The organism is Gordonia otitidis, from assembly GCF_020735545.1.
Lineage (GTDB): Bacteria > Actinomycetota > Actinomycetes > Mycobacteriales > Mycobacteriaceae > Gordonia > Gordonia otitidis.
Genome location: NZ_CP085974.1, coordinates 852,189 through 874,356, shown reverse-complemented (window position 1 = coordinate 874,356; position 22,168 = coordinate 852,189). Strand labels below are relative to the sequence as shown.

General features: G+C 66.7%; 18 protein-coding genes. 12 read left to right on the top strand and 6 right to left on the bottom strand.

What is annotated here, in order from left to right:
* Position 1: 1 nt before the first annotated feature.
* Entirely contained in the window at positions 2-760 is a 759-nt protein-coding gene (gene cobF / locus LK459_RS03865; RefSeq protein WP_007240705.1) for a precorrin-6A synthase (deacetylating), read from the top strand.
* A gap of 14 nt (positions 761-774) precedes the next feature.
* On the opposite strand, the gene LK459_RS03860 is transcribed toward cobF, so the two are convergent.
* A complete protein-coding gene (locus tag LK459_RS03860) occupies positions 775-1,515 on the bottom strand; it encodes a 3'(2'),5'-bisphosphate nucleotidase CysQ (protein ID WP_227921904.1) in 741 nt (246 codons plus the stop codon).
* A gap of 25 nt (positions 1,516-1,540) precedes the next feature.
* Between LK459_RS03860 and LK459_RS03855 the strand changes: the two genes are divergently transcribed.
* The 3 genes from LK459_RS03855 (at position 1,541) to LK459_RS03845 (ending at position 4,108) form a co-directional block, all read left to right on the top strand.
* Positions 1,541-2,431, top strand: coding sequence for a DNA-formamidopyrimidine glycosylase family protein (locus LK459_RS03855; protein WP_007238647.1), 891 nt, complete (start codon positions 1,541-1,543; stop codon positions 2,429-2,431).
* Positions 2,432-2,562: 131 nt separating this feature from the next.
* Entirely contained in the window at positions 2,563-3,354 is a 792-nt protein-coding gene (locus tag LK459_RS03850; RefSeq protein ID WP_007238648.1) for a N5-glutamine methyltransferase family protein, read from the top strand.
* A 10-nt stretch (positions 3,355-3,364) separates the two neighbouring features.
* A complete protein-coding gene (locus LK459_RS03845) occupies positions 3,365-4,108 on the top strand; it encodes an SDR family oxidoreductase (protein ID WP_007238649.1) in 744 nt (247 codons plus the stop codon).
* On the opposite strand, the gene LK459_RS03840 is transcribed toward LK459_RS03845, so the two are convergent.
* Complete coding sequence (locus LK459_RS03840) at positions 4,089-6,785, bottom strand: cation-translocating P-type ATPase (RefSeq protein WP_007238650.1); 2,697 nt, start codon at positions 6,783-6,785, stop codon at positions 4,089-4,091. The two genes, LK459_RS03845 and LK459_RS03840, sit on opposite strands and share 20 nt — an antisense overlap.
* Before the next feature lie 110 nt (positions 6,786-6,895).
* Complete coding sequence (locus tag LK459_RS03835; RefSeq protein ID WP_039993946.1) at positions 6,896-7,558, bottom strand: hypothetical protein; 663 nt, start codon at positions 7,556-7,558, stop codon at positions 6,896-6,898.
* 18 nt (positions 7,559-7,576) lie between these two features.
* Here LK459_RS03835 and LK459_RS03830 point away from each other — a divergent pair, with 18 nt between their 5' ends.
* Positions 7,577-8,110 carry a hypothetical protein gene (locus tag LK459_RS03830; RefSeq protein WP_039993947.1) on the top strand — a complete coding sequence of 178 codons (534 nt, stop codon included), beginning with the start codon at positions 7,577-7,579 and terminating at the stop codon, positions 8,108-8,110.
* Position 8,111: 1 nt separating this feature from the next.
* On the opposite strand, the gene pgi is transcribed toward LK459_RS03830, so the two are convergent.
* Positions 8,112-9,788: a glucose-6-phosphate isomerase gene (pgi, locus tag LK459_RS03825; protein WP_227921902.1), complete on the bottom strand. Its 1,677-nt coding sequence runs from the start codon at positions 9,786-9,788 to the stop codon at positions 8,112-8,114.
* Between the two features lie 99 nt (positions 9,789-9,887).
* A complete protein-coding gene (locus LK459_RS03820) occupies positions 9,888-10,193 on the bottom strand; it encodes a chorismate mutase (RefSeq protein WP_373279023.1) in 306 nt (101 codons plus the stop codon).
* A 113-nt stretch (positions 10,194-10,306) separates the two neighbouring features.
* Between LK459_RS03820 and LK459_RS03815 the strand changes: the two genes are divergently transcribed.
* Both LK459_RS03815 and LK459_RS03810 read left to right on the top strand, forming a co-directional pair.
* A complete protein-coding gene (locus LK459_RS03815) occupies positions 10,307-12,307 on the top strand; it encodes a hypothetical protein (RefSeq protein ID WP_407648716.1) in 2,001 nt (666 codons plus the stop codon).
* 33 nt (positions 12,308-12,340) lie between these two features.
* Positions 12,341-14,875 carry a UvrD-helicase domain-containing protein gene (locus LK459_RS03810; RefSeq protein ID WP_007238656.1) on the top strand — a complete coding sequence of 845 codons (2,535 nt, stop codon included), beginning with the start codon at positions 12,341-12,343 and terminating at the stop codon, positions 14,873-14,875.
* A 128-nt stretch (positions 14,876-15,003) separates the two neighbouring features.
* Here LK459_RS03810 and LK459_RS03805 read toward each other — a convergent pair whose 3' ends face one another.
* Positions 15,004-16,149 (bottom strand): M23 family metallopeptidase, encoded by a 1,146-nt coding sequence (locus LK459_RS03805; RefSeq protein ID WP_007238657.1) that lies wholly within the window; start codon positions 16,147-16,149, stop codon positions 15,004-15,006.
* Between the two features lie 459 nt (positions 16,150-16,608).
* On the opposite strand from LK459_RS03805, the gene sucC reads away from it, so the two are divergent.
* From sucC to LK459_RS03780, 5 genes are all read left to right on the top strand, one after another.
* Entirely contained in the window at positions 16,609-17,772 is a 1,164-nt protein-coding gene (gene sucC, locus LK459_RS03800; protein ID WP_007238658.1) for an ADP-forming succinate--CoA ligase subunit beta, read from the top strand.
* A gap of 12 nt (positions 17,773-17,784) precedes the next feature.
* Positions 17,785-18,687 carry a succinate--CoA ligase subunit alpha gene (sucD, locus tag LK459_RS03795; RefSeq protein WP_007238659.1) on the top strand — a complete coding sequence of 301 codons (903 nt, stop codon included), beginning with the start codon at positions 17,785-17,787 and terminating at the stop codon, positions 18,685-18,687.
* Between the two features lie 107 nt (positions 18,688-18,794).
* Positions 18,795-19,604, top strand: coding sequence for a hypothetical protein (locus LK459_RS03790; protein WP_007238660.1), 810 nt, complete (start codon positions 18,795-18,797; stop codon positions 19,602-19,604).
* On the top strand, positions 19,591-20,184 hold the full coding sequence (locus tag LK459_RS03785; protein WP_007238661.1) for an RDD family protein: 594 nt from the start codon (positions 19,591-19,593) through the stop codon (positions 20,182-20,184). The genes LK459_RS03790 and LK459_RS03785 overlap by 14 nt, the downstream gene beginning before the upstream one ends.
* Before the next feature lie 72 nt (positions 20,185-20,256).
* Entirely contained in the window at positions 20,257-22,122 is a 1,866-nt protein-coding gene (locus LK459_RS03780; protein WP_407648782.1) for a carboxyl transferase domain-containing protein, read from the top strand.
* Positions 22,123-22,168 lie beyond the last annotated feature (46 nt).

Genomic DNA, 22,168 nt, shown 5'->3' with positions numbered 1-22,168 from the left:
GATGCGACTGGCAGTGCGGGTCATCGGAATCGGTCCGGGTGATCCCCGGCAGATCACGCTGCAGGCGATCGAGGCCATGGCCGATGTCGACGTGTTCGTCGCTCTGGAGAAGGGCAGTGCCAAGACCGGGCTCCTCGACGCACGCAAGGAGATCCTTGCGCGCCACGCCAGTTCTTCGCACCGACTCGTCGAGATCGTCGATCCGCCACGTGACCGGACTCCCGCGGACTACGACGCCGAGGTGCGCCGCTGGCATGCCGCCCGCTCGGATCTGATCGCGACGACGTTGCGCGACGAACTCCCCGACGGCGGCGTCGCCGCGTTTCTCGTCTGGGGCGACCCGGCACTCTACGACAGCACGTTGCGCATCGTCGACGACCTTTCGGCGCGACCCGACATCACAGTCGACGTCGAGGTCATCCCGGGTGTGACGAGCGCCAGCGCGCTGACCGCAGCGCACCGGGTCGTCGCCAACCGCATCGGCGAACCGATCCACATCACCACCGGTCGTCGGCTCGCCGACACCCCCTCGGGCGCGGATGCGAATCAGATGGTCATGCTCGACGCCGACCTCGCGTTCCGGAACACCGCCGACCCCGACGACCACATCTGGTGGGGCGCCTATCTCGGCACGCCGGACGAGATGCTGATCAGCGGGCGGGTGGGCGACGTGGGGGAGCAGATCGCGGAGCAGCGGGCGGCTGCCCGTGAGCGGATCGGCTGGATCATGGACATCTACCTGCTGCGCAAGAATCGCTGAGCAGCGGTACGGGACTACCAGACCCGGGCGAGGACACCGAGCAACTCGTCGGCGATCTCGGAGCGGCAGATCACGAAGTCGGGCATGTACGGGCGCGGCCGGTTGTAGACGATGGGCGAGCCGTCGAGTCGGCTGCAGTGCAGGCCTGCGGCCAGCGCGACGCCGACCGGAGCGCAGTTGTCCCACTCGAACTGACCGCCGGAGTGCACGTAGGCGTCGACGTCCCCGCGGACGACGGCCATGGCCTTGGCACCCGCCGAGCCGATCTCGACCGGTGCGAGACCGAGCGCCCGCGACACCGCCGCCACCTCATACGTTCCGCCCCAGCGGGACACTGCCATCCGATGTCGCAGCGGTCCGCCCGTGGGCTCGACGGTGTCGGTGCGGAACAGTTCACCGGTCGCGGGCAACGAGACCGCCGCCGCGGTCACCGCGCCGCCCTCGGTCAGCGCGACGTGCACAGCCCAGTCGGCGGTTCCCGACGCGAATTCACGGGTGCCGTCGAGTGGATCGATGATCCAGACACGGTCGGCGTTCGCGCGGTCGCCCACGTCGTCGGCTTCCTCCGAGAGCACAGCGTCGGAGCCGCGGTGCCGATGCAGGACCTGTGCGATCCACGCCTGCGCCATGGCGTCCCCGACGTCGCCGAGCTGTCGACCGGCGAGCAGCTGCCCCGAGCGCACTCCGACGAGAATCTCTCCAGCCCCGCTCGCGATCCGGGCAGCGAGCTCGGCGTCGGAATGTGCGGAGATCATCCACTTACTAGAGCACACTGGAGGTATGCCCGAACTGCCCGAGGTCGCCGCGATCGCCGACTACGTCGACGATCATGCGGCAGGATTCCCCATCCGACGAGTCGACGTCGCGTCGCTGTCGGTGCTCAAGACCGCCGACCCGCCCTACAGCGCGCTCGTCGGACGCATCGTCGACTCGGCCACGCGCATCGGCAAATACCTCGTGATCACCACCATTCCCGGCAGCCCCGAGCAGATCGACGAGCCGACGATCAGCGTGGTGATCCATCTGTCGCGCGCGGGGTGGTTGCGGTGGAGCGAGGACCTGTCACCGCGGCCACTGCGGCCCGGCGGCAAGAGTCCGATCGCGCTGCGGGTGCACTGTGGTCTTCCCGGTGAGGGATTCGACGTCACCGAGGCCGGCACCCAGAAGCGGCTCGCGGTCTGGGTGGTGCGCGACGTCGCCGACGTCGATCGCATCGCGTCACTCGGCCCGGATGCGATGGCGGTGACCCGCGACGAACTCGCGGAAATCCTGCGCGGAACCGCTGGACGCATCAAGAACGTGCTCACCGATCAGCGGGTGATCGCGGGTATCGGCAACGCCTACTCCGACGAGATCCTGCACACCGCGAAGCTGTCGCCGTTCGCGTCGTCGAAGACGTTGTCCGACGGCCAGATCGACACCCTCTACGACGCGATGCGCGGTGTGCTGACAGATGCCACCGAGCGACTCGAGGGTCTCGGCGTGGCGAAACTCAAGTCGGAGAAGCGAACCGGACTGCGGGTTCACGCGCGCACGGGCATGCCGTGTCCGGTGTGTGGTGACACGATCCGCGAGGTGAGTTTCACCGACCGGTCGTTCCAGTACTGCCCGACCTGTCAGACCGGCGGAAAGGTGCTCGCCGACCGCCGGATGTCGCGGCTGCTCAAGTGACGGACGCACGGTCGGCGGCAGGGAGCGCACAATCGGCGGCAGGGGGCGCACGGTCGGCGGCAGGGGGCGCACGGTCGGCGGCAGGGAGCGCACGGTCGGCACTGGCGGGGAGATTGCGGGCGGCAGGATGTGTGTTCGCGGAGGAGGAGGCGGCGATCCTTCTCGATGCCGCGCGCGACTGTGGCGATCTCTCCGAGATGACCGCTCGACGATGCGCGGGCGAGCCCCTCGAGCATGTGGTCGGCACGGTCCGGTTCGGTGCTGTCGACCTGCGCGTGGGACCGGGCGTGTTCATTCCGCGACAGCGATCGCTGCTGCTCGCCGAAGCAGCGCGTGACGCGGTGCGGAACCGCGCGTCCTCCCGCCCGGCACACGGCCGAGCAGGCGCGAGCGATGCGCAGTTGTGCGACCGACCCGTCGTGGTCGAGGCATACTGCGGGGTCGCGCCGATCGCGGCGTCTGTCGCCGACCGAGTCGCGGGCACGAGAATCCATGTCGTCGACGTCGATGCGACTGCGTTGGAGTACGCGCGCCGAAACCTGCCCACCTCGGCGCGGATTCATCGCGGCGATGGACTGTCGGCGCTGCCGGACGAGTTGCGGGGACGGGTCGACGTGATCGCCGCGGTGCCCCCGTACGTCCCCGACAGGGCCGTCGAATTCCTGCCGCACGAGACCGAGCACGAACCGCGGGCCGCACTGTTCGCGGGCCCCGAGGGGCTCGACCACATCCGACGACTCGCCCTCGAAGCGGGGGACTGGCTCGCCGACGGTGGCGTGCTGCTGATGGAGATGAACGCGGCGCAGGCCGAGCAGCTACTCGCCGAGACGAGCGACGTCTGGGGCGGCGCGCACAGCGTGGTGGGGGCCGACGAGCAGACCGCGGTGGTGCGGCTGGTTCGGCGCCACCGCGCGGCGGGGTAGGTTGTCGGGCGTGACGACCCGACAGAAGATCCTGATCACCGGCGCGAGTTCCGGACTCGGCGAGGGAATGGCACGAGAATTCGCGGCGCGCGGCCGTGCGCTCGGCCTCGCCGCCCGCAGACTCGACCGCCTCGAGACCCTCGCAGACGAACTGCGCCCGAGCGCTGCCCAGGTGGCGGTGAGCTCGCTCGACGTCACCGACGTCGACGCGGTGCCCGTCGCCTTCGGCAAGCTCTACGACGAACTCGGCGGCCTCGACCGTGTGATCGTCAACGCGGGTCTCGGAAAGGGCGCACCGATCGGCACGGGCAAAGCGCATGCCAACATCGAGACCGTGCAGACCAACCTCGTCGGCGCGCTCGCGCAGGCCGAGGCCGCGCTGGAGATCTTTCGCGCGCAGAATCACGGCCACCTGGTGTTGGTCAGCTCGATCAGCGGAATCCGCGGGTTGCCCAAAGCGCAGACAGCGTATTCGGCGTCGAAGGCCGGTGTCACGGCGATCGGGCAGGGGCTGCAGGCCGAATTCGCGAACTCGCCGATCACGGTGTCGGTCATCGCACCCGGTTACATCGAGACCGACATCAACCGCGGAGTGAAGACCGCGCTGATGGCTGACACGGAGTCGGGCGTCGCCGCGATGGTCAAGGCGATCGAGGCCGAGAAGTCGTACGCCCCGGTGCCGCCGTGGCCGTGGACACCGATCGCAGCCGCGCTGAAGTATCTACCCGGCTTCCTCACGCGCCGGATGATCTGACCGGATCGGCGCGCCGCGCAACCGCTTTCGCCAGTTCGATCACGAGGAAGATCACGACGCCCAGTGCGATCGGCACGACCCAGCCGACACCGGTCAGCGACGCCGACCCGAACCAGGTGTGCATGAACGGTGCATAGACGAAGACGAGTTCCAACACGACCAAGGCCCCGGATGTGTACCACACCATGGGGTTTCCGCGCAGAGCGCCGAGTCTGATGCTCGAGCTGTTGAGGTATCGGCAGTTGAACAGGTAGGCGAGCTGTCCGAACACCAGCATGTTGACCGCCGCGGTCTGCGCCACCGCCAGGGGGTGCCCACCGGATTTGGCGACGAAGTACACGGCTATGGTCGCAGCGGCCACGAGGACCGAGACGAAGGCGATCATCACCAGGTCGCCGCCTGCGATCAGCGGTTCGTCCTTGGAGCGTCGGGGACGGGTCATGATGCCCGGTTCGGCGGCCTCGAAGACCAGCGCGAGCGACAGCGTCACCGCGGTGACCATGTTGACCCAGAGGATCTGGACGGGGGTCAGTGGAAGCGAGAAGCCGAACAGTATCGCGACGAGGATCACCAGCGACTGCGCACCGTTGGTCGGTAGCAGGAACAGGATGGACTTGCGGATGTTGTCGTAGATCCGACGTCCCTCTTCGACCGCGCGCTCGATGGTGGCGAAGTTGTCGTCGGCCAGGACGATGCCCGCGGCCTCCTTCGTCGCCTCGGTGCCCTTGATACCCATCGCGACGCCGATGTCGGCGCGGGTCAGCGCCGGTGCGTCGTTCACGCCGTCGCCGGTCATCGCGACGTTCTCGCCCTGTGCCTGGAGAGCGGAGACGATCCGGAGTTTGTGCTCAGGGCTGGTGCGCGCGTAGATGTCGACGTCGCCTGCGACCTCACGCAGCCGTGTCTGGCTCATCTGCTCGAGTTCTGCGCCGGTCAGTGTCGGGGCCGCGGGATCGGTGACGATGCCCATCTCGACAGCGATGGCCCGAGCGGTACCCGAGTGGTCGCCGGTGATCATCTTGACCCGGATGCCCGCGGTGTGACACTTGGCGATTGCCGAGATCGCCTCCGGGCGCGGCGGATCGACGATTCCGGCGACCCCGAGGAAGGTCAGGCCGGTCGCGACGTCATCGATTGTCAGCGCCTTGAGGTCGGGAGCCGGTCGCGTCGCGGCGGCAAGTACCCGCAGCCCCTGTGCGCTGAGTTCGTCGATGATCTGCTGCCAGCGGGCGCGGTCGAGCGGCTCGGGTGTGCCGTTCTCGTCGAGTTGGCTGGTGCTGCGGTCGAGCAGCCGGTCGGGTGCGCCCTTGACGAGTACGGCGCGTGTGCCGTCGGGTAGATCGGAGAGTATGGCCATGAATTTGTTCTCGGACTCGAAGGGCACCTCGTCGAGTCTGGGCGCGTCGTCGTCGAATCCGGCCTTCAAGGCGAGCGTTCGCAGCGCGCCCTCGGTGGGTTCGCCGACGAGCTGCCAGCGGCCGTCGATCTCGGAGACACGTGCGTCGTTGCACAGGCCCATGACCTCGACGAATTGCGTCAGGTCGGGGTGATCGCCGAGCGAGACGGCCCCGCTCTCGTCGGAGATCGATCCATGCGGGTCGTAGCCGGTTCCCTCGACCGAATACTGACTCCTTCCGGTGACCACGGTGCGCACCGTCATCTCGTTCTGGGTGAGCGTTCCGGTCTTGTCCGAGCAGATCACGCTGACCGAACCCAGGGCTTCGACCGCGGGGAGCTTGCGCGTGATCGCGTGTCTGCGCGCCATCTGTTGAACGCCGAGAGCCAGGGTGATCGTCACCACCGCCGGAAGCCCTTCGGGTATCGCAGCGACTGCGAAACCGATTGCGGCCGAGACCAGTTCGTCGATGGTGAAGTCGTGGGCCAGTTTCCCGATCACGATGATGACCGCGGCGAGCACGAGAATGGCCACGGACAGTTGCCTACCGAACTGTTCGAGTCGCCGCGTCAGCGGTGTATCGACCTGCTCGATGTCAGACACCATCGACTGGATGCGGCCGATTTCGGTCTGCTGCCCCGTGGCGGTCACCACGCCCACACCGGTACCGGCCGCCACGATCGTCCCCGAGTACGCCATGGAATGGCGGTCACCGATGCCTGCCGCGGCGTCGGCGGCGATGGTGTCCTTGTTCGCCGGAACCGACTCCCCGGTCAGCGGCGACTCCTCGATACGCAGGTTCGTGGCCTCGAGAAGTCGCATATCGGCGGGGACGCGATCGCCCGACCTGACCGACACGACGTCGCCGGGCACGACGGTGTCGGCCTCGACGTCGACCCAATCCCCGTCACGGCGGACCCGCGCGTGGAGCGACAGCATGCTGCGGATACCTGCCAGCGCGCTTTCGGCCCGACCCTCCTGGATGAATCCGACGACCGAGTTGATCACGGCGACAGCGAGGATCACGGCGAAGTCGATCCATTCGCCGAGGATCGCCTTGAGGACGCCCGCACCGATGAGGATGTAGATCAGGATGTTGTTGAACTGGGCGGCGAACCGGAGGATCGCCGGACGTGATCGTGCCTCGGCGAGCCGATTGGGACCCACGCGCTCGAGGCGCTCCGCAGCGGCGACGCTGCTGAGTCCGTCTGCGGAAGACCCGAGGGCAGCCAGCGTCTCTCTGCGTCCCTTGGCGTACGACTCGGAAACCGGCTGTGTCAACGTGAGATCCTTCGGGATCGGCGGGTGACGGACCCCGCCGTTGTCACGCTACTACCCGGGACCGCGCGGGGCGCGCCGAACGAGACCCGTCCGATACCGCCGCGACCGGGTCAGCCGGCCGGCGACGGGGCGGGAGAACTGCTGGCGACGTCGGCAGGGTTGCGCCACACGACAGGTGACGCCTTGTAGTTGAGCGCGTCGTCGCCGGTGGTGTCGGCCCAGTAGATGACCTGACGGAGCTTCTGCCCCTCGTCGGCGTAGGCGACAAGGCACGTGGCGTAGGACTCTCCGCGGCGCATCGTCTCGGGAGGTTTCGGATTGGCGCAGTCGGCGAGTGACGTCGACGGTGGCATCGTCAATGCGGCTGAGCGTCCGTCCACGGAACCGGCGAACCCGAGAACCCCGGGTGCAGGTGCCGGCCTGGCAGCCAATGACGTAACCGTCACGTACACGAAATAGGCCGTGCCACCACGCGTCTGGGCGCTCGGGACGTCCTTGCCAGGTGTGATCCCGGTGACCGTGTACATCGCCGTCGCCCCTTCGGCACGGTAGGCGTCCGCGGGCAGCACGGCGGATGCGCCGAAGTCGAGGGTGGTGCCCGGTACGGTGCGCGCCTGCTGTCCAGGGGGGACGGTCACCGCTGCCGAGCGGGGGACCGAGGTGGCTGTTTCGCCGGTGCCCGCCGAGTCCGAGGAACACGCCGCGAGACCGAGTAGCCCGGCGACACAGATCAGCGCTGCCCCGAGACGTAGCGGCGATACGGTAGTTCTCACGTGCGTAAGGTATCGGATGTGGGTTCCAAACAGGGACAAGTGGTGGCCAATGGCGCGTTCGCGCTCTTCTCACGACGACGCGCGGACGACATGAACGAACTGTTGGAGTCGATCTTCGGTCGAGAAGACATCAGGGCCGTCGGTGCCGACTGGCGCGGCATCGTCTACTTCACTCTCGACGATGACGACGAACTCGCTCCCGACACGGTCGTCGGTTTCGATCCGTCGAGCGGAGCGTCGGGGCCGCTGGCCACGCTCGACGAGGTTCGCGCGGCAGTCAACGACGGAGAGATCGCCGACGCCGTGGACGTGGCCGGGTTCGACGCCTGGCGCAGCGCGACGGGTACTCGTGATCTGGCGATGGGCGACTGCGTGCCGCCGCTGGTTCTGGAATTCCTCGGCGGCGACGCGGGTGACCGCGCCGACGAACCGCAGGATCTGATCACCTACGTCGCTGTCGCGGCAGCGCTGATGGGTCGACTAGAGGCGCTCGGGGTGCAGCCGGGTGACGAGATCCCACCCGAGGTGTTCGACGACGAGCGCTGGACCTGACTCAGGCGGTGCGCCCGCGCTCGGCGCGGTACCAGCGGACCAGGGCGTCGGTCGACGAATCTGCTTGCTGCGCCGGGGCTTCGGCATCGGTGATGACACCGAGTAGCTCCTTGGCCTGTGTCTTGCCGAGCTCGACGCCCCACTGGTCGAACGAGTTGATACCCCACAGCGTGCCCTCGACGAAGACCTGATGCTCGTAGAGCGCGATCAGCTGGCCGATCACCGAGGGCGTCAACTCGCGCGCGAGGATCGACGTCGACGGACGATTGCCCGGCATCACCTTGTGCGGCACCACTTTCTTCTCGACGCCCTCTGCCTCGATCTCCTCGGCGGTCTTGCCGAATGCGAGCACCTTGGTCTGCGCGAAGTAGTTGCTCATCAGCAGATCGTGCATCGAGCCGGTGCCGTCCGAAGTGGGGAGGTCGTCGGTGGGGTTGGCGAAGCCGATGAAGTCGGCGGGTACCAGACGTGTTCCCTGATGGAGCAGTTGGTAGAAGGCGTGCTGGCCGTTCGTTCCCGGTTCGCCCCAGAAGATCTCGCCGGTGTCTGTGGTGACGTGCTCGCCGTCGGCCTTCACCGACTTGCCGTTGGACTCCATCGTCAACTGCTGCAGGTAGGCCGCGAAACGTGCCATGACATTGGAGTACGGAAGCACCACGCGTGACTGGGCGTCCCAGAAATTCGAGTACCAGAATCCGATCAACGCGAGGAGCACCGGCGCGTTGCTCTCCAGTGGCTGTGTGCGGAAGTGCGTGTCGACGGTGTGGAATCCGGCGAGGAACTCGGCGAAACGTTCCTTGCCGATCGCGGCCATCACCGACAATCCGATGGCCGAGTCCACCGAATAGCGTCCACCGACCCAATCCCAGAAGCCGAACATGTTGACCGGATCGATCCCGAAGTCCGACACCGCCTGTGCATTGGTGCTGACGGCGGCGAAGTGCTTGGCGACGGCGTCCTCGCCCGCACCGAGTTTGTCGAGGAGCCAGCGTTTGGCCGCCGCCGCGTTGGTCAGCGTCTCCAGCGTCGTGAAGGTCTTGGAGGCGACGATGAACAGGGTCTGCTCGGCGTCGAGGTCGGCGAGGGTCGCCACCATGTCGGCCGGGTCGACATTGGAGACGAAGTGGCAGCGGATGTCGGTGTCCACGTAGTGCCGCAGTGAGCCGTACACCATGACGGGACCGAGGTCGGAGCCGCCGATTCCGATGTTGACGACGTCGGTGATGGGTTTTCCGGTGTGTCCCTTCCACTCACCGCTGCGCAACTTGTCGGTGAATGCGCCCATCGCGTCGAGGACCTCGTGGACGTCGTGAACGACGTCCTGGCCGTCGACCACGAGCTGGGCGTCGGCGGGCAGGCGTAGCGCGGTGTGCAGCACGGCGCGGTCTTCGGAAGTGTTGATGTGCACGCCCGCGAACATGTCGTCGCGGTGGTGTTCGAGGTTTGCCTCGCGCGCGAGTGAGAGGAGGAGATCGATTGTCTCGGAGTCGATGCGGTGTTTGGAGTAGTCGATGTGGAGGTCTCCGACATCGATCGTGAACTCGGTACCACGCGACGGGTTGTCGGCGAACAGATCACGGAGATGTCGCGCGGCGACCTGCGGCTGGTGCGCCGCCAGCGCCTGCCAGGGTTGAGTCGCTGTGATGTCCTTGCCGCTGCTGGAGACGTCGGTGCCCATGGGTCCACACTATGTGCTCGGTGGTTCGTGCGTGCCCTGATGAGGGTTCGGGGAGACGTCTCGTTACCGTCGGTTCACCATCGTGGAACCGACACGGCATCATCGACCGAGCGGACCCCTGCCGAGGCGCAGCAACAACATGGCGAGGGTGTGGCCTTCCTGGCCGAGGTCGGCGAAGCGGTCGATGACCTTGACCTCACGGGAATGCACGAGTCGGGGACCACCCGACGCCATCCGTGTCGCGCCGACCTTCTTCGACACTGCGGTTCTGCGCTTGATCGCGGCGAGGATGATGGCGTCGAGGCGGTCGATCTCGACCCGGAGGTCGTCGATCTCGTCGGACAGACCCTCGATCGAGGGATCGAGTTGGTAGTAGTCGAGGTCGATGGACTTCTCGAACGGCACCGACGACGAACCCGATGACGAATCGGGGGTCTTCGCAGGGGTCTGATCGTCACTCGCATCGCTCACCGGGGTGATTTTGCCACGCGCCACCCGCGACGGTTCTACTAGATCCCATGCCGAGCAGCTCGACGGTGACGTCGCATTCACGCACACCCGACGAGTCGGGTCGACGAGGCTCGCTCACAGGTCGGATCGGTTACATCACGATCGTGACGGCAATGGTGTTGATCGTCGCGCACCTGGTGATCAGGGCGTGGTTGGTGGCCACAGGCAACTTCTACTGGGACGACCTCGTTCTCATCGGCCGCGCGTCAACACAATCCGTGTGGTCGTGGGACTACCTCGGGCACAGTCATGACGGTCACTTCATGCCCGCCGCGTTCCTGGTGGCGGGCATCTCGACGCTCGCCGCGCCGGTCAACTGGTTGGTTCCGGCCGTGACGCTGGTGGTTCTGCAGGGTCTCGCATCGCTGTCGGTGTGGCGGATGATCCGCGTGGTGCTCGGGGCAGCGGGCGATCGGCTGGGTGCGCGACGTCCCGCGATCGAGGTGGGTGCTCTGGCCGCCCTGGCCTTCTATCTGTTCACACCGCTGACCGTGCCCGCGTACATCTGGTGGGCTGCCGGGCTCAATTCGCTGCCCATGCAGGCGGCGATGGCGTGGATCGTCGCCGACGCGGTGTTGCTGTGCACCGGTCGCGTGTCGGATTCGTCGCGCAGGTTCGTCGTGATCAGGTCGACGGTGATCTTCGTCGTGGCCCTCGCGTTCTTCGAGAAGTCGCTGTTCATCCTGCCTGTGGCCTTCATCGCCGCCGTGTTGACCGTGCGTGTCCCCACGGGCTCCGACGGCACCGGCAACACGGCCGACGGCACCGGGAAAACCGCCGACGGCACCGGTGACGGGGTGCCGCGTACGCCGCTCGTCGTCGCGTTCACGCGTGGGCGCGCTCTCTGGACGCCGCTGGCCGTGGTGTTCGTGGTGTGGGTCATCGTCTATTTCTCTGTCTCCGACGCGACGGCAGGCACCCACTCGGTGACGCAAACCGCGCAGCTGGTGTGGCGGTCGATCAACAAGGCGCTGGTGCCCTCCCTCATCGGAGGTCCGTGGGACTGGGAACGCTGGGTGCCGAGTCCGCCCATGGGTTTCCCCGCCGTGTGGATGATCGTCGTCGGGTGGGTTGTGGTGGCCGGGTTCGTCCTCTGGGCGATCAGGACGCGGGCCGGCGCGATCGGCGTACTGATCGCCATGGCGCTCTACGTCGTGGTCGCGCAGATCCCGCCCATGTGGAACCGGTCGAGCGCCAACACCCCACTCGAACTCGCGCAGACCATGCGCTATCTGCCCGACGCAGCGTTGGTGTTGTCCCTGGGTTTCGTGCTGCTGCTGGTGTCGCCGGCGCGGGTGCCCTGCCCGCGCGCCGGGGTCTCGGCCAGGCACGCCCACGGCGCGGACACCTCGACCTCACCTCTGGTGCTGGCGGGGGTGATGGCGGTGGCGTTCGCGGTCGCGTCGTCGATCATCTCCACCGCGGCCTATTCGACGTCGTGGCGCGACGATCCGACCGGTCCCTACCTCGCGAACGCAAAGCGGGCGCTCGCCGCGAACAAGGACACCACGATGTTCGATCAGGCGCTCCCGCTCGAGGTGCTGCTGCCGGTGGCCTACCCCGAGAACCAGATCAGCCACACGTTCGGGCGGCTGCGTGACCGCCCGACGTTCGGCGACCACACCGACCGCCTCGTGGTGCTCGACAACTCGGGCAATGCGGTGCCGGGCGCGGTGACTCCACGACGGAGCATCCCTGCCGGGCGCGGTTCCTGCACGAAACCGGAGCTCGACGGCCCGCGTCGCCTCTCGCTCGACGGCCCGTTGATCCAGTGGCGATGGACGATCGCGTTGGGGTACTGCGCCAATTCCGCTGGCCAGCTGCGCCTTTCGCTAGACGGTGGGGCGCCCGTGACGGTGCCGGTGGACGCTGGTCTGCACGTGGTCTATGTGCAGCTCGACGGCCACGGCACCGAACTCGACGTGCGGCCCCTCTCGCCGGGGCTCGCCGTGCACACCGGCGCGGGACGGGTCGGAGAGGTCGTCGACGCGCGACTCCTCGGCGGCTGAGGTGTCGGTGGGGGCGGGTAACCTGGACTCTCGATGACCAGTTCCACCCGCCCCACTCCCGACGCCGGTAGCCGCACACCCGTCACCCACGCCCAGGCAGCACGCTCCGACGACGCTTCCGCACGCCTTCTGGCAGGACTCAATCCGCAGCAACGTGCAGCGGTGCTCCACAGCGGATCGCCGCTGCTGATCGTCGCAGGTGCGGGGTCGGGCAAGACGGCGGTGTTGACACGACGCATCGCCTACCTGCTCGCCGAGCGCGACGTGTCGCCCGGTCAGGTCCTCGCGATCACCTTCACCAACAAGGCCGCAGCCGAGATGCGCGAACGCGTCATCGGTCTCGTCGGTCCGCGCGCCAACTTCATGTGGATCTCCACCTTCCACTCGACGTGCGTGCGCATCCTGCGTGCACAGTCGGCTCTGCTCGAAGGGCGCAACTCGAACTTCTCGATCTACGACGCGGACGACTCCAAGCGTCTGCTCGGCATGATCATCAAAGACCTCGACCTCGACCCCAAGAAGTTCGCACCACGCGGCGTCTCGGTGATCGTTTCCAACTACAAGAACGAGCTCGTCACCCCCGACGAGGCGATCGCCGCGACGGCCGACGGCGACCCCACCGAACAGGCGATCGCGCAGATCTACGCCGAGTATCAGCGCAGGCTGCGCACCGCGAACGCCTTCGACTTCGACGACCTGATCGGTGAGACCGTCGGACTGTTGCAGCGGCACCCGGAGGTTGCCGAGTACTACCGTCGACGCTTCCGTCACGTACTCGTCGACGAGTATCAGGACACCAACCATGCGCAGTACGTGCTGGTGCGTGAACTGGTGCTCGGCGGTGGATCCGACGATTCGCCCGGGGAGCCGGGCGTGGGCGGACGGGCGGTCGACCCGTCGGAGTTGTGCGTCGTCGGCGATGCCGATCAGTCCATCTATGCGTTCCGTGGTGCGACGATCCGCAACATCGAGGAGTTCGAACGCGACTTCCCGAATGCCGAAACCATTATGCTCGAACAGAATTACCGCTCGACGCAGACGATCCTGTCTGCTGCGAACGCGGTGATCGCACGCAACCCGAATCGTCGTGAGAAGCGTCTGTGGACCGACTCGGGCGACGGCGAACTGATCGTCGGGTACGTCTCGGATTCCGATCGCGACGAGTCGATGTTCATCGGCACCGAGATCGAGCGGCTCACCGACCACACGATCGGTGGAGTGTCGGAGTCGTACAAATACTCCGACATCGCCGTGTTCTACCGCACCAACACCGGTTCGCGACCGATCGAAGAAGTCTTCGTGCGCCACGGGATTCCGTACAAGGTGGTCGGCGGGACCAGGTTCTACGAGCGCAAGGAGGTCCGCGACGTCGTGGCCTATCTGCGCACCGTCGCCAACCCCGACGACTCGGTGAGCCTGCGCCGCATCCTCAACACCCCGCGACGCGGGATCGGCGACCGCGCCGAGGCGTGCGTCGCGGTACATGCCGAGAACACCGGTGCCAGCTTCTACCAGGCGCTGCTCGACGGTGCCGACGGCAGGGTTCCGCTGCTCAATTCGCGTGCGGTCAAACAGATCAGCGGGTTCGTCGAGCTGATCGAGGGATTGCGGCGCGACTTCCTGACCACCTTCGGGCAGGCCGACGATGAGGCGACCGACGTCGCGACGGTCTCTGACGCGACGGAGGAGGGTGCCGACATCGGCGAGCTGGTGGCCGCGATCGTCGACCGTAGTGGATACCGCGCCGAACTGGAGGGCTCGAGCGACCCGCAGGATGCCGCACGACTCGACAACCTCAACGAACTGATCTCTGTCGCAGCCGAATTCAGCATGGAGGCGGCTGCCGAAGCGGAGGTCGACGACGGTCTGGACGTTGGCGAGGATGTGGGTGGCACCGATGGCGAACCCGAGCCCGGATCGCTCGCGGCGTTTCTCGAGAAGGTCGCTCTCGTCGCCGACGCCGATCAGGTGCCGGACGAGGGTGACGGTGTTGTCACGCTGATGACCCTGCACACCGCCAAGGGTCTCGAGTTCCCGGTTGTCTTCGTCACCGGCTGGGAGGACGGGCATTTCCCGCACATGCGTGCGCTGGGCGATCCTGCGGAGTTGAGTGAGGAACGTCGACTCGCCTACGTCGGCATCACCCGCGCGAAGGAACGGCTGTATCTGACCCGGTCGATGACCCGCGCGTCGTGGGGGCAGCCGGTCTCGAATCCGGAATCCCGGTTCCTGCAGGAGATCCCGCAGCACCTCATCGACTGGCGGCGCACCGAGCCCAAGCGCGGCATGCGTGGATTCGGTTCCAGCGGAGGAGTTTTCGGACGCTCGGACGGCGGATCGTCGCGTACGCTCGGCCGTTCGCAGTACTCGACCGACCCCAATCGGGGTCGCAACAGGCAGATCCATCTCGACGTCGGCGATCGACACAACCATCCCAAGTACGGGATGGGCAAGGTGGTCGGCAAAGAGGGCAGTGGGGCCACCGAGCGCGTGGTCATCGACTACGGCGGTAGCACAGGGCGCGTCACGCTGTTGACGGCAGGCGGAATCCCCGGGGAGAAGCTCTGAGCCGCGCTGGACGGCGTTGCCCGGAGTTCAACCCTGGCGGGAGGCTCACTCCAGGGGCCGGGCGTGCGTCTAGGGGCCGGGAGTGTCGCTGTAGGTAAGAGAGAGTGGCTAAAGGGCCGGGGTGTCGGTCAGCCCGTGTAAGCCGACATCCGGACGCCGTGCTCGGCGAGCCACGGAGCCGGGTCGATCTTGGTGGTGCCGTTCTTCCAGACCTCGAAGTGGCAGTGCGGGCCCGTTGACTGGCCGTCGGACCCGACGAGTCCGATGACGTCGCCCGCCTTGACCGTCTGGCCCTTCTGGACGAGTACGCCGCTCGAGTACATGTGGCCGTACACGGTGACGGTGCCGTCCGATGCCTGGACCTGAATCCAGTTGCCGAAGCCCGACGCGGGGCCGGCTTCCTTGATGACGCCATCGGTCGCCGCGTGAATGGGAGTGCCCAGCGGCGCGGCGAAGTCGACGCCTCCGTGCATCGACCCCCAGCGCATCGCGAAGCCCGAGGTGAATTGGTAGATGCCGAGTGGGATCGGCGACTCGAAGTATGGCCGGCTCGCGGCAGCCTTGCGAGCGGCCTCGTCCTTGACGAGCTGTTCGCCCTCTGCGAGCTGAGAGGTGAACACGCTCATGTCCTGCGAGGAGGTGTCAGCCGCAGCGATTCCCGGCCCGAGGTCGGGAGTGGGTGCTGCGTTGTCGACATTCGCGGCGTTGGCGGGCGACGACGACGGTGCCGGCGCCTTGTCGGCGGTGCCGGCGTGAGCGGCGGCGGCGACGGCTGCGCCTGCTGCCATGGCGATGAGCGCGGCACGACCTCCGCGGAGGGCGGTCGGCGGGGCCGCGAGCCGATGCTTGCCGCGGGTACGTGTTCGACCGGGCCCGGGTATCTGCCGGAACGGCTTCTCGGCGGGCCGCATGTCGATCTCGCCGCTGAGGGGCGAGTCGACGTCGGCGTGGGGGAACGAGTCGAGCTGTGCGCCCTCGCTCTCGAAGGGGTCGTCGGCGTATGCCTCGAAGCCACCCTCGGGGATCAGGATGTCCTGTGTCAGCTCAGAGCGCGTCGGGCGGTAGTACGGCTCCCATGTCGACGGCGACCACGACTCCTGGTCTGCGGCGCTGTCGACGGCCCAGGGATCGTAGGAGTCGAGCTCGTCGATCGGAATGATCGCGGTCATCTCTTCGGCCGGGATGTCGTCGTACGTAGTGCCGCGTCGTGATGTCGCGGTGACGACCGTCGACGTCGACCTGCCCGGAGCTCCGCGTTCCGCCAAGTCGCCCACCTCGATTCCTGTTTCTTCGCTCCCGATATCGGTCGTTGTTACTGTTCGTGACCGATTCGTGATCCGTTCTGCTCGACTGACGGTAACGAAACGATTGCGGCAAGTCCAACGATCAGAGGAAAGAACCCGTCCAAATGTGAGCTGGGTCACCGTTCAACGGGTGCTGTGTACCTATCCCGAACATGATGTTCTCGATGTTGAATCTCGCCCAAATCCGTTGCGCTACGCCCTTCTTGCCGACTTCGTGCCCGGATGTTCCGAACCGGAGGCAGACTCTATACGAGGAGCGCGGCGCAGCGATCGAGGGCTGGTCGCCTGCGGCCCGATCACAACCGAACGAGTGATCTGTCGCACAAGGCGCGGAGGTCCTCTCTATGGCTGTATCCGGCAGGTTTAGAGTCCGATATGGCCCGTGTTACACCCAACATCAGCGGGCACAACGACGAAATGGTGAGCTGAATGGATCTCTTCGAATACCAGGCGAAGGAACTGTTCGCCAAGCATGGGGTTCCCACCACACCCGGTCGGGTCACCGACTCCGCCACCGATGCACGCGCGATTGCCGAGGAAATCGGTAAGCCCGTGATGATCAAGGCGCAGGTCAAGACCGGCGGACGTGGCAAGGCAGGCGGCGTGAAGTACGCCGCGACCCCTGACGACGCGCAGACCAACGCAGAAAACATCCTGGGCCTCGACATCAAGGGGCACATCGTCAAGAAGCTCCTCGTGGCAGAGGCGAGCGACATCGCCGAGGAGTACTACATCTCGTTCCTTCTCGATCGCGCCAACCGCACCTACCTGGCCATGTGCTCGGTGGAAGGCGGCATGGAGATCGAAGAGGTAGCAGCGACCAAGCCGGAGCGCCTGGCCAGGATTCCTGTCGACGCGGTCAAAGGCGTCGACGTCGCAACCGCGCGATCGATCGCCGAGCAGGGCCACTTGCCCGCCGAGGTACTCGACGCCGCCGCGGTGACGATCGCCAAGCTGTGGGAGGTCTTCGTCGGAGAAGACGCCACGCTGGTGGAGGTCAACCCGCTGGTCAGGACGCCCGACGATCAGATCCTCGCGCTCGACGGCAAGGTGACGCTCGACGAGAACGCCGACTTCCGTCATCCCGATCACGCCGAGTTCGAGGACAAGGACTCGACGGATCCGCTGGAGCAGAAGGCCAAGGAGAACGACCTCAACTACGTCAAGCTCGACGGACAGGTCGGCATCATCGGCAACGGTGCGGGTCTCGTCATGAGCACCCTCGACGTGGTCGCCTACGCAGGCGAGAACCACAACGGCGTCAAGCCCGCCAACTTCCTCGACATCGGCGGTGGCGCCTCGGCAGAGGTGATGGCCGCCGGTCTCGACGTGATCCTCGGCGACGACCAGGTCAAGAGTGTTTTCGTGAACGTCTTCGGTGGCATCACGGCGTGTGACGCCGTCGCCAACGGCATCGTCGGTGCTCTGAACAAGCTCGGCGACGAGGCGAACAAGCCCCTGGTGGTCCGTCTCGACGGCAACAAGGTCGAAGAGGGCCGCAAGATCCTGGCCGATGCGAATCACCCGCTGGTGACGCTCGCCGAAACAATGGACGCCGGCGCCGACAAGGCCGCCGAGCTGGCGAGCAAGTAAGGGGCCGCATCAATGTCGATCTTTCTGAACAAGGACAACAAGGTCATCGTCCAGGGCATCACCGGTGGCGAGGGAACCAAGCACACCGCTCTGATGCTCAAGGCGGGCACCAATGTCGTCGGCGGCGTGAACGCACGCAAGGCCGGAACGACCGTCACCCACAAGGACAAAGACGGCAACGACATCGAACTGCCCGTCTTCGGAAGCGTCGCCGAGGCGATCGAGAAGACGGGCGCCGACACGTCGATCGCATTCGTTCCGCCGAAGTTCTCCAAGGACGCGATCATCGAGGCGATCGACGCGGAGATCCCGCTGCTGGTCGTGATCACCGAGGGCATCCCGGTGCAGGATTCCGCCTACGCGTGGGCCTACAACGTGGACAAGGGCACCAAGACGCGCATCATCGGTCCGAACTGCCCGGGCATCATCACCCCGGAGGAGTCGCTGGTGGGGATCACCCCGGCGAACATCACCGGTAAGGGCCCGATCGGTCTCGTGTCGAAGTCGGGCACCCTGACCTACCAGATGATGTACGAGCTGCGTGACCTCGGCTTCTCGACCGCAATCGGTATCGGCGGCGACCCGGTCATCGGCACCACGCACATCGACGCGATCGAGGCCTTCGAGAAGGACCCCGACACGAAGGTGATCGTGATGATCGGCGAGATCGGTGGCGACGCCGAGGAGCGTGCTGCCGAGTACATCAAGGCCAACGTCTCGAAGCCCGTGGTCGGATATGTCGCGGGCTTCACCGCGCCCGAGGGCAAGACGATGGGTCACGCCGGTGCGATCGTGTCGGGTAGTTCCGGCACCGCGCAGGCGAAGAAGGAAGCCCTCGAGGCCGCAGGCGTCAAGGTCGGCAAGACGCCGAGCGAAACCGCGAAGCTGGCTCGCGAGCTGTACGAGAACCTGTGACCGCGTAGTCTCCGATTCTCCGGGCACCCCCGGTGCGGCCATTCGGGCCGCACCGGGGGTGTCTTGTTGTCGGCGTGCTGTGGTCTCTCGGGTGAGATACTGCACGGGTGACCAACGATGCCGCGGCTGCCAAGGCGGGCCAGAGTGCGGTACTCGGCGTGATGAGGCTTCCGTTCCGCGCCGCGTCGGCGATGGTCGACGCGGCCGAGCGCGTGCCGCTGGCGGGGTCGGTTGTCCGTGATGGCCGACGCGCAGTGCACACCGCGATCGAATCCGCGGAGGCGTTGGCAACCGTTGGCACGCGCACCGGTCTGGCGGCGCTGATCCGCGAGGTCGTCGATGCGTTCACCTCCGAAATCGACCTCACCGCGCTGGTGCTCGACAACGTGGACCTCGACAGGATCATTGCTTCGGTCGACATGAACGCGATCGTCGACCTCCTCGATCTCGACGCCATCGTCGCGCGGGTCGATCTCGATGCCGCAGTCGCGCGGGTGGACCTCGATGCCGCAGTCGCGCGGGTGGACCTCGATGCCGCGGTCGCGCGGGTCGACGTCGACAAGATCATCGACCGCGTCGATGTGGACAGGGTGATCTCGCGCGTCGACATCGAGGCGGTCATCGCCGGCGTCGACCTCGACGCGGTCATCGATACCGTCGACCTCGACCGTGCCGTTTCGCACGTCGACATCGACGCCGTGATCAACCGCGTCGACCTCATCGGGCTCGCCGATGTCATCATCGACGGTGTCGACCTGCCCGGAATCATCCGCGAGGCGAGTACCTCGGTGACCTCGGACGTGATGACCGACGTGCGCAGTACCAGTGAACGAGCCGACGACGCCGTCGCCGACATGGTGGGCCGTCTGCTGCGCCGACGTGTGGTTGCGGAGGTGGAGTCCGGTGAGCGTGACTGAATCTCACCCCGATTCCTCCCAGCCCGATCCTTCCCATTCCGATGTGTCCGGGCAGGGGACGGGCCACGAACGCGACGGCGCGCGCGACTCCTCCGACGTCGTGTCCGGTGATCGGGCTGTACGCCGCGAGGCGCGAAAGAACCAGTTCCACGCCGTTCACGACACCTCGAAGTCGGCGGGGATCGTGAGCCGCGGGGTAGGCGCGGTGATCGACCTGATCGTCGTGCTGGTCATCATGAGCGCCATCTATCTGGGAGTCGTGATGGCCAGGCTCCTCTACAACGTCCACGACTTCTCGATGCCGAGCACCAACGGGTTCTTCACGATCGGCGCGTTCATCGTCGTGTCGATCGTGTATCTCGCCAGCTGTTGGGCTGTGTCGGGCCGGACGCTCGGCAGCGTGGTGATGGGGATTCGTGTGGTGAACCGCAAGGGAAACCGTCTACGCCCGACAATCGCCGTGCTGAGGTCGGTGATCTGCGTGTTCTTCGCCATCGGCCTGTTGTGGGTCGGTGTCGACAGCAGACGACGGTCGGTGGCCGACGTGCTGCTGCGCACGCGAGTCGTGTACTCGCGCTAGCTCTGTCACCCCGGGTGAGAACACGACTACCGTGACTGTGTGGGCGAATCGGATCGGCTTTCGGCAATCGACATGGTGACCACACTGGTCGACGAGGGTACCTGGCGGTCTTGGGACACAGCGCCCGCATACGTCGCACTCGATGCCACGTATGCGGCCGCGCTCGGCAGGGCGCGCAGACGTACCGGTGTCGACGAATCGGTGATCACCGGCGTCGGGGAGGTCTCCGGTAGCCCGATTGTGCTGGTGGTCAGCGAGTTCGGATTCCTGGCCGGCTCCATCGGGCAAGCGGCCGGGGAGCGAGTGGTCGCCGCCGTCCGCCGTGCGACTCGTGAGCGGCTGCCGGTCTTGGCACTGCCGGCGTCGGGTGGAACCCGGATGCAAGAGGGAACGGTGGCTTTCCTACAGATGGCGGCCATAGCCGAGGCCGTCGAATGTCATCGGCGGGCGGGCCTGCTGTATCTGGTGTATCTACGCGATCCGACGACGGGCGGTGTGTTCGCATCGTGGGGATCCATGGGGCACATCACCTGGGCCGAACCCGGCGCGCTCATCGGCTTCCTCGGCCCGCGCGTGTTCGAGGGGCTGCACCACACAGCATTTCCCGAGGGCGTGCAGGTGTCGGAAAACCTTGCTGCACAAGGCATCGTCGACGCGTTGGTGCCGGTGGACGAGCTCGCGCAACGCGTCGGCAGCGTCGTCGACCTGCTCGTCGAGACCGACGATTCTCCCGCGGAGCCGATTTCGTCGCCCGCGGAGCCGACTTCGTCCCAGCCGGAGCCGACTTCGTCGCTGAGCGGGTCTGCCGCGATGAGCTCGTGGGACCACGTGCGCGCGACGCGCGCTCCCCACCGACCTGGGCTGCGGCAACTGCTGACCGACGAGACAGCGGTGATCCACGACGTCGGACCGATCATCTTGGCGCTGAGTCGATTCGGGCGGACCACGGCTGTCGTGATCGGTCAGGATCGGGCAGTCCAGGCGCAGGGGCGGCTCGTCGGGCCCGCGGATCTGCGGGTCGCGCGTCGAGGCATGGTTGTGGCCACAGAACTGCGGCTGCCCGTCGTCACGGTGATCGACACCCCCGGCGCCGACCTGTCCGTCGCCGCGGAGGAGGGCGGACTCGCGCGTGAGATCGCGCTCTGCCTGGCGGATCTCATTGCGGTCCCGCGTCCCACGGTGTCGGTCTTGCTCGGTGAAGGGGCCGGAGGCGCGGCACTTGCGTTGTTCCCCACGGATCGTCGACTTGCTGCACACGACGCGTGGCTGTCGCCCCTACCGCCCGAGGGTGCGAGTGTGATCGTGCACCGCGACACCGCCCACGCACCTGAACTCGCTGCGGCACAGGGCATTGTCGCCACCGACCTCGCCGACCGGGGCGAGATCGACGATCTCGTGTACTGGGGCCCCGACGCCGCAGAGGGTCTCCGTGCGCATATCGGGCGGACGCTGACGGGACTCGCGCCCGATCGTGCACGGCGCGTGCATCACTCGACAACCGTGAGTCGGAGCCGCACCCTCGCCGTTGGCGCAATCATCCGCGACGACCGCGGCCGCTTCCTGCTGGTCCAGCGCCTGCGTGACCCGCAGGCGGGGCGGTGGACGGTACCCGGCGGGAAGGTCGACCCGGTGGATACCGTCGGCCCGAACGGAATCCGTGACGATGCGGACGTGCTCGTCGCAGCAGTGATTCGCGAGATCGCCGAGGAGACGGGAATCGACGTCATGGTCGGCACCGAGGCCTGGGTGGTCGAGATACCCGACGGGAAGGGAGGGGTGTTCGAGATCCACGACTTCGTCGCCGTCCCGGTCGGGGGTGCACTGCGCGCCGCCGACGATGCGGCGGACGCCGGGTGGTTCACCGTCGACGAGATGCGCGCACTGCCGCTGACCGACGGACTGATCGAGCACCTGACGGCGGGCGGGTTCATCGAATGAAGCCGCTCCGATTCGCCGTGAACACAATCCGGCAGGCGGGCCAGTA